The sequence below is a fragment of the Acidovorax kalamii genome (assembly GCF_002245625.1).
Classification (GTDB): Bacteria; Pseudomonadota; Gammaproteobacteria; order Burkholderiales; family Burkholderiaceae_C; genus Acidovorax; species Acidovorax kalamii.
In genome coordinates, this window is sequence record NZ_NOIG01000013.1 from 189,062 (window position 1) to 201,658 (window position 12,597).

The window sequence follows — 12,597 nt, forward strand, 5'->3', positions numbered from 1 at the left end:
TTGCAGCAGATGCCGCACAGGGCGGCATCCCGGCAGGGCCAAGGTTTAACGCTTGGAGAACTGCTTGGCGCGGCGTGCAGAGTGCAGACCGACCTTCTTACGTTCGACTTCACGGGCGTCGCGGGTCACGAAGCCAGCTTGGCTCAGTGCGGGCTTGAGCGTTGCGTCGTAGTCGATCAGGGCACGGGTGATGCCGTGGCGGGCAGCGCCAGCCTGGCCGGATTCACCGCCACCGTGCACGTTGATCTGGATGTCGAAGGTTTCGACATGGTTGGTCAACGCCAGCGGTTGCTTGGCAATCATGATCGAGGTTTCGCGGCCGAAATACTGCTGAATGTCTTTGCCATTCACAGTGATCTTGCCGGAACCCTTCTTCAGAAACACGCGGGCGACGCTGGACTTGCGACGGCCGGTGCCATTGTTCCATTCACCAATCATCTCAAGGCTCCTTAGATTTCCAGAGCCTTGGGCTGCTGGGCGGTGTGGGGATGCTCTGCACCACCGTACACCTTGAGTTTCTTGATCATTGCGTAACCAAGGGGGCCCTTGGGCAGCATGCCCTTGACAGCCTTTTCCAGCGCGCGGCCGGGGTGCTTGGCTTGCAGGTCGCGGAAGTTCGTGGCCGTGATGCCGCCGGGGTAACCCGAATGGCGGTAGTACACCTTGTCCAGGGACTTGGTGCCGGTGACCTTGAGCTTGGCTGCGTTGATGATGACGATGAAGTCACCGGTATCGACGTGAGGCGTGTAAATGGCCTTGTGTTTGCCGCGCAAACGGAGAGCAACTTCGCTGGCTACTCGTCCGAGGACCTTGTCGGTCGCGTCAATCACAAACCACTCGTGCACGACCTCAGCGGGCTTTGCGCTGAAAGTAGTTGTCATGAGTTTTCTCTTGGAAAGAGGGTTTGGCGGGTCCTTTTCCACGGTCGGTGCTCCTCTTTCGGAAGCCTCTTAGGTGGCGCTTGATCTTCGCCGCGGGACCACAAAAGCGCTGCGAAGCCCTCGATTATACGAATTAGTCCCTTGTGAGCGCAAGCGACAGGCCCGGAGCGACTCGGACACCCGCCAAAAACCCGCCAAGCCCAGTCAATTGGGCGTCTGGCGGCGGCGCTGTTCCTCGGCTTCGTAGCGGCGGCGGTTTTCCACGCAGATGGGCTGCCCGGCCTGCGACGGCTTCTGGCATTCCTGGTGGATGCACATGGGGCGCGACAGGAAGTTGGCGTCGGCACAGGCCTCCTGGGGCGATGGAACGCGTGGCGGCGGTGGCCTGGGCTTGGGCTCGGCCACCACGGGCGGCGGCGGTGGTGGCTCAGGCTCCTCGCGCACCACGATGGGCGTCGGCACGGGCTCCGGCGCGGTGCGCTTGGCTGTGCGGGGTGCCACCCGGGGCGCCGATGCCGCGGCAGAGGCGGGGGATGCAGCAGACGCCGCTGCAGCCGCACCTGCCGCCGCCAGGCCGGCCGGACTGGAAGCCCCTTCCATGGCAGCGGCGGCAGTTTCTGCGAGAACAACCTCTGCCGAAGCGGGCGCCGCAGGCGGTGCGGGCGGCTCGGCCATCTCGGTAATGATGTCGTCGTGGGGCGCCTTGTTGCCCTGCATCCACCGCAGGCCGGCCGCAGAGGCCACCACCACCAGCACAGCCACCACCAGCCCCGCGACCAGGGGTGACCGCCGCTTGGATCTGGCGGTTTTGCCCGCAGCGCGCACCGTGTCGCGCTCCAGCGGCAGGGCACGCGGCTCGCCCCCATGTCGGCGGTGGTGGGCTGCCCCCTCATGGCGCGAATCATCGGCCGCCACGGTGTCGCCTGCGTCGATGAACACCGTGTCCCCCGGGTCAGCAAACACGGTGTCGGGGCCTCCCAGCATGACCGTATCGGCGCCCGGATCCGTCGCGGGACGGCCCACGCCGCTGTCCACCACTACGGGGGCCGCCGCTTCGGAGGTCTCTGCGCGTTTCGCCTGGGCCTGCATCTCGGCCACGATGCGCGGTGCCGAGGTCACATCCACCGTGGGCGTGAGCAAGCCGGGGCCGGGCTGGTCGGCAGGCTCCACCCAGATGTCGCCCAGTTCGGCGCGGAAATCAAAATGCTGGACATCGTCCGGCGGCGAAGTCATCTCCATGGCCTGGAGAAAAGCGTCAATGCTCTGCGGCCGGTCTTCGGGCCGCAGTGCCAGTGCTTGCGCAATCGCGGCCACAAACGGCGCCGAATACTCCACGCCAAACTGCCGCTTGACGGTCTTGGCGATGCGGGGGAACGACACCATGCGGTCGCGGATGGAGCGCAGCGTGGCAGGCAGCGGGGTGTCGTTGGCCAGACAGCCGTGCATCACGGCCGCCAGCGAATAAAGGTCACTCCACGGCCCCTGGCGCAGCTCCTCGTCGCCGTCGGAATACTGCTCGATCGGTGCGTAGTTCACCTTGAGCACGGCCGTGTGTTTGCGGTCCTGGTCATTGATCGCGTGCCGGGCCGCGCCCAGGTCCAGCAGCACCGGCGGGCCGTTGTCCTGCAAAAAGATGTTGTCAGGCGATATATCGCGGTGCAGCGTGTTCCCGTCGTGCAGCACCCGCAGGGCGTCCAGCACCGACCACAGCAGCTTGCGCAGCCAGGCTTCGGGCGGGGGCGTGCGCATCTGCGCCCGTGCCTGCTTGAAGGTCATGCCACTGTAGAGCGGCATCACCATATAGGCTGTGTTGTTGGCCTCCCAGAACCGGAACACCTTGACCAGCGACGGGTGGTCAAACTGGGCCAGCAGGCGCGCTTCGCCCACAAACGAGGCAAGGCCCGCTTGGAAAGTCTGCTGGTCGGACGAGGACCGCACCCACAGCGACTGCCCTTCGGAGCGCCCGGCCAGGGCCGAAGGCATGTATTCCTTGATGGCCACCGCCCGGTGCAAGGAGTGGTCGAACGCCTTGTAGACCATGCCAAACCCCCCCACCCCGAGGAGCGCCAGGATCTCGAATTCGGCCAGCCGGGAGCCGGGGGGCAGCGCATCGACATGGCTGACTCCAGTGGCAGGGGCTTGGCGGAGGCTTTCGGTCATGGTCAAAGGACGTGGCGTGCTTGCGGTGTCGAAGGCGGTTCAAGAGCGCAACGGAGCGCCAGCACCGCCGCAGGCGCGATCATGCGGCATGGCAGGGGGCGATTTCGAAACAAATGGCTAACAAATGCCGACCTGTCTGCCAAAAACATCACGCTCGCGGCCAACCGGCGGTTCGGATTGTGCCGTGGCCTGGAAAGATACACCCAAGCAGCCCCCAGGGCACCCCGCCTGGGCGGGTGGCACCACAAAAAAGGCGCACCAAGGGGCGCACTCGTTACCATTGGGCCATGTTCAGTTATCGCCACGCCTTCCACGCGGGCAACCATGCCGATGTGCTCAAGCACACGGTTCTGATTGCCGCCTTGCAACACCTCACCGAGAAAGACGCGGCCCTGACCGTGCTGGACACCCATGCAGGCGCCGGCCTGTACCGGCTGGACGGGGACTACGCCAGCACCAGCGGCGAAGCCGCCGACGGCATCGCCCGCCTGTTTGCCCCCACCACCCCCGCCCTCGCCCCGGCCCTGCAGGCCTATGTGGACATGGTGGCCGCCTTCAACCAGGGCAACACCCTGCGGGTCTACCCCGGCTCGCCCTTCATCACCCAGCGCCTGCTGCGCAGCCACGACAAGCTCAAGCTGTTCGAGCTGCACCCCACCGACCTGCGCTCCCTGGCGGGCAATGTCGCCCAGCTGGAGGCAGGCCGCCAGGTGGCCGTACTGCACGAAGACGGGTTTGAAGGCATCAAGAAATTCTTGCCCCCACCGGCCCGCCGCGCGCTTGTACTGTGCGACCCCAGCTATGAAATCAAGAGCGACTATGCCAAGGTGCTCGACATGGCGGCCGATTCGCTCAAGCGTTTTGCCACGGGCACCTATGCGTTCTGGTACCCGATCATCCCGCGCCCCGAGGCCCATGATCTGCCCCGGCGCCTCAAGACCCTGGCCACCAAGGCGGGCAAAAGCTGGCTGCACGCCACGCTGACCGTCAAGTCCAGCAAGATCACCGAAACGGTCACCGGCGACACCAAGCGCCCCGGCCTGCCCGCCAGCGGCATGTTCCTGATCAACCCGCCCTACACGCTCAAGGCGGCCCTGAAGGCCGCGCTGCCGCAGATGACCGAGCTGCTGGCGCAGGACAAACACGCCACGCACACGCTCGAATCCGGCGGCTGAGGCGCCCCACCCTGCGGTGCTGCGCCGCCCGGCGCCAGCCATGGGCCGTGAACACGCGGGCCAGAATGCTCTCCTCAAGGCGCCGCCGGGCAGTCCTTTTCATCCTCATCCAGCGCAAACAGCTCCACCGGCTTGAGCCCCAGGCCGATCATGCCCAGGGCCTCGGCTGCGCCACGGCTGAGGTCGATCACCCGGTTGCGGACATGGGGGCCCCGGTCGTTGATGCGCACCACCACCGTGCGCCCCGTGGCCTGGCTGCGCACGCAGACCCGCGAGCCAAACGGCAGCGTGGGATGCGCCGCCGTGAGCGCACGCATGTCAAAGCGCTCCCCGCTGGCTGTGCGCCGCCGGTGGAACTGCGCGCCGTACCACGAGGCCAGCCCCACCTCGTCGGCCGTGACCAGCCCGAGGGACGAGGCATCTCCCCCGGGGGGCGGGAGCGGCGGTGGCGGCGGGGGGTCGATCAGCATCGCCTCGCCCGGCACCGTCAGGAGATGGGGGGCCAGCGCATCGGCCTCGGCCGACAGCCCCTGGGCCAGCGCGGGGGCCGTCACCAGGGCCCACAACAACCCCACACACGCCGCATGCCCGGCAAGCCCCTGCAGGGACCCACAGCGGGCGGGCAGCGGCAGGCCACCCCAACCCATCAGATCCCCAGGCGGCGACAGATCTCCAGCGTCGCGGCGCTTTGGTTCATGGTGTAGAAGTGCAAGGCGGGCACGCCCGCGCTGCGCAGCTGGTCGCACAGGTCGGTCACCACATCCAGGCCAAAGGCCTTGATGCTGGCCGTGTCATCGCCAAACCCCTGCAGGCGCAGACGGATCCAGCGCGGGATCTCGGCGCCACACGCGTCGGAAAAGCGCATGAGCTGTGTGGAGCTGCCAATCGGCATGATGCCCGGCACCACCGGCACATCCGCACCCAGGCGCTGCGTGTCTTCGACAAAACGGAAGTACGCGTCGCTGTTGTAGAAATACTGGGTGATGGCCGAATCCGCCCCGGCCTGTACCTTGGCCACATAGGCCTTGAGGTCGGCCTCGGGCGAGCGCGCCTGGGGGTGCACCTCGGGGTAGGCCGCCACCTCGATGTGGAAGTCGCGCCCTGTCTCGGCGCGGATGAAGGCCACCAGGTCGCTCGCGTACTGGAACTCACCACCCGCACCATAGCCGCTGGGCAGGTCGCCGCGCAGCGCCACCAGGCGCTTGACGCCCATGGCCTTGAGCGTGGCGAGTTGCTCGCGCACTGATTGGCGCGTGGCGCCGATGCAGGAGAAGTGCGACGCGGCGCCCACGCCTTCGGCCAGGATTTCGCGCACGGTGCCAAAGGTGCCTTCTTGCGTGGAGCCCCCGGCGCCGTAGGTCACCGAGCAGAAGTCCGGGTGCAGCGCATACAGCTGCTGGCGGGCCACGCGCAGCTTGTCGGCGCCTTCGGGCGTCTTGGGCGGAAAGAACTCAAAACTCACAGGGAAACCGGTGCCCTGTGCATTGGCAGCATTCATGCAGCCCTCCTAGCATGGATAAAAAATTCACGGTTGCCGTCGCCGCCCTGGATGGGGCTGTCCAGCCACGCCAGCACGGCCAGGCCCACGGTGGCGCAGCAATCGCGGATGCGTTGTTCGACCACGGCGTACAGAGCCTCGTCGCGCACGATACCGCCCTTGCCCACCTGGCCGGGCTGCAGCTCGAACTGCGGCTTGACCAGCATGACCAGGTCGCCCTGTGGCGCCAGCAGCGGCACCAGCGCGGGCAGCACCAGTGTGAGCGAGATGAACGACAGGTCGCCCGTCACCAGGCCAAATTCGGGCGTGATATCGACATCTTCCCGGTCGGCGCGGCGGCGGCGCTCCACCGGCAGCGTGCCCTGTGCGCGCGCCTTGGCCAGCTCGGCGCGTTCGGCCTTGAAGGCTTCGATGTCCTTTTCCTTGGCATCGTCGCTGTCGTCATAGTCCTCGTCCACCTGGCCGCCGTTGCGCATCCAGCTGTAGGGGGCCTCGGGCTGGGTCTCGTTGTCCTCTTCCAGCTCGATGACTTCCGAGAGCGCCAGATCGCAGGCCTGCTGCAGCGCCTCGGGCGTCAGCGAGCGGGCGTTCACGCCCTCGACACACACCACCCGCGGGTCGTTCCTCAGCCGCTCGTGCAGTTGGTCGTGGCCCACGTCCACGCCAATCACCTGGGCGGCACCGCGCTGCAACAGGCAGTCGGTGAAGCCGCCGGTGCTCTGCCCCACGTCCAGGCAGCGCAGCCCTTGCACCTTCAGACCCAGGGCGTCGAGCGCGCCTTCCAGCTTGAGCCCGCCGCGCGAGATGTACTTGGCCTCGGCGCTGTCGAGCAACTGCACCTCGGCAATGGCCGGGATGTCGTCGCCATTCTTGGCCACCTTCTGCCAGGGCGCGAGCGGCGACAGGCGCCATTCGACACCCGACGCAATCAGGCGCTGGGCCTGCGAGCGTGTGGCGGCATGCCCCCGCTCCACCAAAAACACATCTGCGCGCATGGCGCCCATCCTTTTATGATTAAAAACAGCCTCTAGCGCAATACCATCAAGCGCTATAAGCTATCATTTATATAGCACCAACGAGCAGCAACACACTACCGCAGAGGCTGCGATAACAGAAGCGTCAGAACCAAACCGAAAGGGGCTGCGCCCCTTTGGTCCGCCCATCAATACCGGTACGTATCGGGCTTGTAAGGGCCTTGCTTGGGCACGCCGATGTAGGCGGCCTGGTCGTCGCTCAGCTCGGTCAACATGGCGCCCACCTTCTTCAGGTGCAGGCGCGCCACCTTCTCGTCCAGGTGCTTGGGCAGCACGTAGACCTTGCCGTTTTCGTAGTAGTCGCTGTGGGTGAACAGCTCGATCTGGGCGATGGTCTGGTTGGCGAACGAGTTGGACATCACGAAGCTGGGGTGGCCCGTGCCGCAGCCCAGGTTCACCAGACGGCCCTTGGCCAGCAGGATGATGCGCTTGCCATCCGGGAAGATCACGTGGTCCACCTGGGGTTTGATTTCCTCCCACTGGCAGTGTTCTTCGAGCTTGGCGACCTGGATCTCGTTGTCGAAGTGGCCGATGTTGCAGACGATGGACTGGTCCTTCATCGCAGCCATGTGCTCATAGGTGATCACGTCGCGGTTGCCGGTGGTGGTCACGAAGATGTCGGCCTTGTCGGCCGCCCATTCCATGGTCACAACCTTGAAGCCTTCCATCGCGGCCTGCAGCGCGTTGATGGGGTCGATCTCGGTCACCCACACCTGGGCGCTCAGGGCGCGCAAGGCCTGGGCACTGCCCTTGCCCACGTCGCCGTAGCCGGCCACCACGGCCACCTTGCCGGCGATCATCACGTCAGTGGCACGCTTGATGCCGTCCACCAGCGACTCGCGGCAGCCGTACAGGTTGTCGAACTTGGACTTGGTCACCGAGTCGTTCACGTTGATCGCGCGGAACATCAGCGTGCCCTTGGCCGACATTTCTTTGAGGCGGTGCACGCCGGTGGTGGTCTCTTCGGTCACGCCGATGATCTCGGCGCTCTTGCGGCTGTACCAGGTGCTGTCTTCGGCCAGCTTGGCCTTGATGGCGGCGAACAGGATGCGCTCTTCTTCGCTGCCGGGGTTGGCCAGCACGGACGCGTCCTTCTCGGCCTTCTTGCCCAGGTGCATCAGCAGCGTGGCATCGCCGCCGTCGTCCAGGATCAGGTTGGGGCCTTCGCCTGCGGTGCCCTTGGGGCCAAAGTCAAAAATGCGGTGGGTGTAGTCCCAGTATTCGGCCAGGGTCTCGCCCTTGACGGCAAACACGGGCGTGCCGGTGGCAGCGATAGCGGCGGCGGCATGGTCCTGCGTGGAGAAGATGTTGCACGAGGCCCAGCGCACGTCGGCGCCCAGGGCTTGCAGCGTCTCGATCAGCACGGCGGTCTGGATCGTCATGTGCAGGCTGCCGGTGATGCGGGCGCCCTTGAGCGACTGCTTGGCCGCGAACTCCTCGCGGATGGCCATCAGGCCGGGCATCTCCGTTTCGGCGATGCGGATCTCTTTGCGGCCCCAATCGGCCAGGCCGATGTCAGCAATGATGCAGTCGGTGTTGACCGGGGCGTTGACGCGTGCGTTCATGGTGGTGTGCTCCAAAGCATGTTTGAAAAACCACTGGTCGGGGGAGTGACAAGGCTCACCACACGAGAAGTGGATGAGCGTCGTTGCTGGGTGACTCCGAGCCTCACGCCCCGCCTGTGCTGGGGGCGCTGCAACGCTCCTCGGATACGACAATTGTAGCGAGAAGAGTCCTTTCGCAGCGGAAGGCAACAACACCTCCGGCATCAAAACGACGCGAAATTAGCAACGCACACCGTCGGCACAACGACCTTTCATCGGAACTCCAATGCGATAGCATCTACGGATTCTGCCGCATCGGCTGCCACGAACTCTTGGGTGCACTATTACCAGCCGCGATAGCAACCAGCCATCTACAAACGAAGTAAACAGCCCTCTGCCATGTCGACTACCACCGAGAATTGCCATACCTGGGAGCCACCCGAATCATCATTTAGCTCGAAAATTTTGATTTTTGGCACAGGATTTGTTGCATTGATAGCAACACCTCAGCAATTATTTTTCGCAGACACAATCAAGTCTGTCGCCGCAGCCTTAATTGTACAAATATCACTTTTGACTTGGCTCTGGACGTCAAGAAAAAATCCAACAATCAATTGGAATCATTTATTTTTTGCGCCCCTAGCCCTTGCCATTTTTGCCATTGTCAGCACCACATGGAGCCCAGCACACACGGCCCTTATTGAGGCCGGAAGATGGTTTTTATTCTCCCTCGCACTGATCGTGGGCTATAACAGCTTGCGCCAATCTGATTTTGGTGCAATTGCGAGCACACTGCATTGGTGCTCTCTAGCCCTTGGAATAATAGCATTACTCCAGTTCTGGGTAGGTCTTGAATGGTTTCCCACCGCCGCAATACCAGGTTCTACCTTCGGCAATCGAAATTTTTTTGCAGAATTCGTTGCCATGGGCATCCCGTTTTCTTACTGGGTACTATTGAGAGCAAAATCCTATCGCGCCATTATTATCCATGGAATCTCCACAGGAATAATCGCATTATCCCTTATGTCCACAGGAGCACGAGCCGCTCTCCTGGGTGCGAGCGCAAGTTTACCCATTCTGATGATTCTGACCATTTTATATTACAAAAAAAATCAATCAGCGACACCCAAAATAATCTTAGCCACCGGAATAATAACAACGATCGCAACCATCGGTATCTTAGGATGGATTCCATCATTGAACGAAGGCGTCCTTACCGAAAATAATGGCCGAACTCCGATTGAAAAAATGGGCATCAGGCTAAAATCACTTTCCAAGACAGAGACTTATGAAAGTCAATCATCGTTTGATGTTCGAGTGGTGGGATGGAAAGCCAGTTTGCGCATGATCGAGGAAAACCCTTTGCGTGGCGTCGGCGCTGGGGCATGGAATTACAATCTTCCAATCTACATCCCAAAAGAATATGCAGCAGATGTGGAGCATATTTGGCTTGCACACAACGAACCCCTACAGCTCGTATCAGAATTTGGAATTTTAGGGTGGACTGCACTTGCGGCATTGCTATGGCTGATCACAAGAGAAACATGGCGCTCAGGCAGAAGACTGGCAGTCAGTCACCCCGAATCGACGACCGATGATTTTCAAAAGCTGCTAGTAATCGTATCCATAGGCATTTTAGCCATCACAAGCCTTGCCGGTCTTCCGCTGCATGGCGCTGCCACCACTTATCTATTGGCGATTCTTGTAACTCTCTTGCTGCCTACCAGCAGCCACAATTCTATTCAAAAAAATAGCTGGACGCCCGACAGTTCTGCCGCAAAACTGATTCCAATCGCAGCCGCCACTGTCGCCACCGCGGCAACAGCGATCTTGGCATTCCAAGCACTGCGAGCCGATTACTATTTCAACAAGGGCATGCAATCCATCTCCATTATGGCCAAGCAAAAGGCAAATGGATTACAATTCCCCGCCCAGAAACAGATTGAGGCAATCAAAGACATCAAGACCGGGCTATCGATTTATCCCGACCAGGGGCTTTTTTTAAGCACGGTGGCAAATGACATTGGCATCCTCAGGGATCACGAGAGTTTCATCTGGTTGAGTCGACTATTGAAGGAACTACGACCCAACGCACCTGCCATACGTTGCAATCTCGCCATAGCCTATGCAGAAATCAATGACATAGCATCGGCCAAAAGAGAAATTTCGGATATTGAGGCATCCCATCAAGACTCCAACTGCCTTTTATTTGCAAAATTTTTTCTAGCCTCAACCACAAACAACACCGACGAAATTATCAAAATCGGAATCAATCTGGCAAGAAATCCGAAAAGAATTGACACAGATGCAAAGATGCGATACGTCTTCGAAACCACCATCAGGACAGCGATTCGCACCAAAGATTTAAATACCGCAATAGAGACACTAAACCTAAGAAGTCGACTTTGGCACGATTTGAGGGCAAGCAGCCTCTATTTAAAGGGCGTTCTATTGGCAGAATCAAATCCAAGCAAAATCGTGACAGAGGCAATGGAGGCATTTATATCCGCAATAGAAGCGGCGAAACCTCAAGAGAAAATTCAGATTCTTCAACGAATCCCTGTCATCTATCAAAGTGAAGTAAAAAAACAAGCGAGGTAATTAGCTGTCTTCACCCAAAATCCCCGACTTATCAATTGCGTAGATAATCAAATTGTTAACAACGTCATTAGTTCAAGAAACCCGGCGCCGCCGCACCTTTGCCATCATTTCCCACCCCGACGCCGGTAAAACGACGCTGACGGAAAAGCTGCTGCTGTTCTCGGGCGCGATCCAGATCGCTGGTGCCGTCAAGGGCCGCAAGGCCAGCCGCCACGCCACGTCCGACTGGATGGAAATCGAAAAGCAGCGCGGCATTTCCGTGGCCAGCTCGGTGATGCAGATGCTGTACCGCGAGCATGTGATCAACCTGCTCGACACGCCCGGCCACAAGGACTTCTCGGAAGACACCTACCGCGTGCTCACCGCCGTCGATTCGGCCCTGATGGTGATTGACGCGGCCAACGGCGTGGAAGCACAAACCCGCCGCCTGATCGAGGTCTGCCGCCAGCGCGACACGCCCATCATCACCTTCGTCAACAAGATGGACCGCGAGGTGCGCGACCCGCTGGACATCATGGACGAGGTGGAGCGCGAGCTGGGCATGCCCTGCTGCCCCATGACCTGGCCCGTGGGCCAGGGCAAGAGCTTTGGCGGCATCATCAACCTGCGCACCAAGACGATGACCGTGTTCGAGTCCGGCAGCGAACGCCGCCCGCAGGACTTTGAATCCATCCCGCTCACCGACGTGGACACACTGCGTGCGCGCTTCGGCGCCGAGTTCGACGCCGCCATGGACAGCATGGAGCTGGCCACCGGCGCATCCCCCGCCTGGGACCATGAGGCCTTCCTGGCCGGCAAGCTCACCCCCGTGTTCTTCGGCTCCGGCGTGAACAACTTCGGGGTGATGGAAGTGCTGGACGCCCTCGTGGACATGGCCCCGCCCCCTGGCCCGCGCGTGAGTACGCTCGAAGTCAACAAGCAGCCCGTGGTCAAGACCATCCAGCCCGAAGACGAAGGCTTCTCGGGCGTGGTGTTCAAGGTGCAGGCCAACATGGACGCCAACCACCGCGACCGCATCGCCTTCGTGCGTGTGGCCTCGGGCAAGTACACACCGGGCATGAAGCTCAAGGTGCAACGCACCGGCAAGGAGCTGCGCCCCACGTCGGTCGTGACCTTCATGTCGCAGCGCCGCGAGGCCGTGGAAGAGGCCTACGCGGGCGACATCATCGGCTTCACCACCCACGGCGGCGTGCAGTTGGGCGACACCATCACCGATGGTGCCAACCTGCAGTTCACCGGCCTGCCGTTCTTCGCGCCCGAAATGTTCATGACCGTGGTGCTCAAGAACCCGCTGCGCACCAAGCAGCTGCAGCAGGGCCTGGCCCAGCTGGGCGAGGAAGGCGCGATCCAGGTCTTCAAGCCCGACGCTGGCGGCAACATGCTGCTGGGCGCCGTGGGCCAGCTGCAGTTTGAAGTGGTGCAACACCGCCTGAAGGCCGAGTACGACGCCGACGTGCGGCTGGAAGGCTGCCAGTACACCGGCGCCCGCTGGATCACGGCCGACAACGCTGCCGACCTGCGCGCTTTCACAGACGCGTACCCGCTGCGGCTGGCGCACGATGCGGCGGATACGTTGGCCTACCTGTGCACCAGCCCCTACGACGTGCGACTGGCGCAAGAGCGGTTTCCCAAGATCCACTTCCACCCGCTGCGGGAGCATGCCGGGTTGGCGCTGCAGGCCAATGCTTGATGCACTGAAATAGA

General features: G+C 61.9%; 10 protein-coding genes and 1 riboswitch. Of the genes, 3 read left to right on the plus strand and 7 right to left on the minus strand.

The window, feature by feature from the left end; genetic code table 11:
* Positions 1-45: 45 nt before the first annotated feature.
* From rpsI to CBY09_RS21695, 3 genes are all read right to left on the minus strand, one after another.
* A complete protein-coding gene (gene rpsI, locus CBY09_RS21685; protein WP_011804080.1) occupies positions 46-438 on the minus strand; it encodes a 30S ribosomal protein S9 in 393 nt (130 codons plus the stop codon).
* Between the two features lie 11 nt (positions 439-449).
* Positions 450-881, minus strand: a complete 432-nt coding sequence (gene rplM / locus CBY09_RS21690) for a 50S ribosomal protein L13 (protein ID WP_026437700.1) — start codon at positions 879-881, stop codon at positions 450-452.
* A gap of 204 nt (positions 882-1,085) precedes the next feature.
* On the minus strand, positions 1,086-3,041 hold the full coding sequence (locus CBY09_RS21695) for a serine/threonine protein kinase (protein WP_094291645.1): 1,956 nt from the start codon (positions 3,039-3,041) through the stop codon (positions 1,086-1,088).
* Between the two features lie 287 nt (positions 3,042-3,328).
* On the opposite strand from CBY09_RS21695, the gene CBY09_RS21700 reads away from it, so the two are divergent.
* On the plus strand, positions 3,329-4,216 hold the full coding sequence (locus tag CBY09_RS21700) for a 23S rRNA (adenine(2030)-N(6))-methyltransferase RlmJ (protein WP_094291646.1): 888 nt from the start codon (positions 3,329-3,331) through the stop codon (positions 4,214-4,216).
* Positions 4,217-4,290: 74 nt separating this feature from the next.
* On the opposite strand, the gene CBY09_RS21705 is transcribed toward CBY09_RS21700, so the two are convergent.
* From CBY09_RS21705 to ahcY, 4 genes are all read right to left on the minus strand, one after another.
* Positions 4,291-4,863 (minus strand): septal ring lytic transglycosylase RlpA family protein, encoded by a 573-nt coding sequence (locus CBY09_RS21705; protein ID WP_094291647.1) that lies wholly within the window; start codon positions 4,861-4,863, stop codon positions 4,291-4,293.
* On the minus strand, positions 4,863-5,714 hold the full coding sequence (gene metF, locus CBY09_RS21710; protein WP_094291648.1) for a methylenetetrahydrofolate reductase [NAD(P)H]: 852 nt from the start codon (positions 5,712-5,714) through the stop codon (positions 4,863-4,865). The genes CBY09_RS21705 and metF overlap by 1 nt, the downstream gene beginning before the upstream one ends.
* Positions 5,711-6,709 (minus strand): TlyA family RNA methyltransferase, encoded by a 999-nt coding sequence (locus CBY09_RS21715; protein ID WP_094291714.1) that lies wholly within the window; start codon positions 6,707-6,709, stop codon positions 5,711-5,713. Before CBY09_RS21715 ends, metF begins: the two co-directional genes overlap by 4 nt.
* Before the next feature lie 167 nt (positions 6,710-6,876).
* On the minus strand, positions 6,877-8,313 hold the full coding sequence (ahcY, locus tag CBY09_RS21720; RefSeq protein ID WP_094291715.1) for an adenosylhomocysteinase: 1,437 nt from the start codon (positions 8,311-8,313) through the stop codon (positions 6,877-6,879).
* A gap of 68 nt (positions 8,314-8,381) precedes the next feature.
* A riboswitch (S-adenosyl-L-homocysteine riboswitch) is annotated at positions 8,382-8,461 on the minus strand.
* 230 nt (positions 8,462-8,691) lie between these two features.
* Between ahcY and CBY09_RS21725 the strand changes: the two genes are divergently transcribed.
* Together CBY09_RS21725 and CBY09_RS21730 are read left to right on the plus strand one after the other, a co-directional pair.
* A complete protein-coding gene (locus tag CBY09_RS21725) occupies positions 8,692-10,893 on the plus strand; it encodes an O-antigen ligase family protein (RefSeq protein WP_094291649.1) in 2,202 nt (733 codons plus the stop codon).
* A 52-nt stretch (positions 10,894-10,945) separates the two neighbouring features.
* On the plus strand, positions 10,946-12,583 hold the full coding sequence (locus CBY09_RS21730) for a peptide chain release factor 3 (protein ID WP_094291650.1): 1,638 nt from the start codon (positions 10,946-10,948) through the stop codon (positions 12,581-12,583).
* Positions 12,584-12,597: the final 14 nt, after the last annotated feature.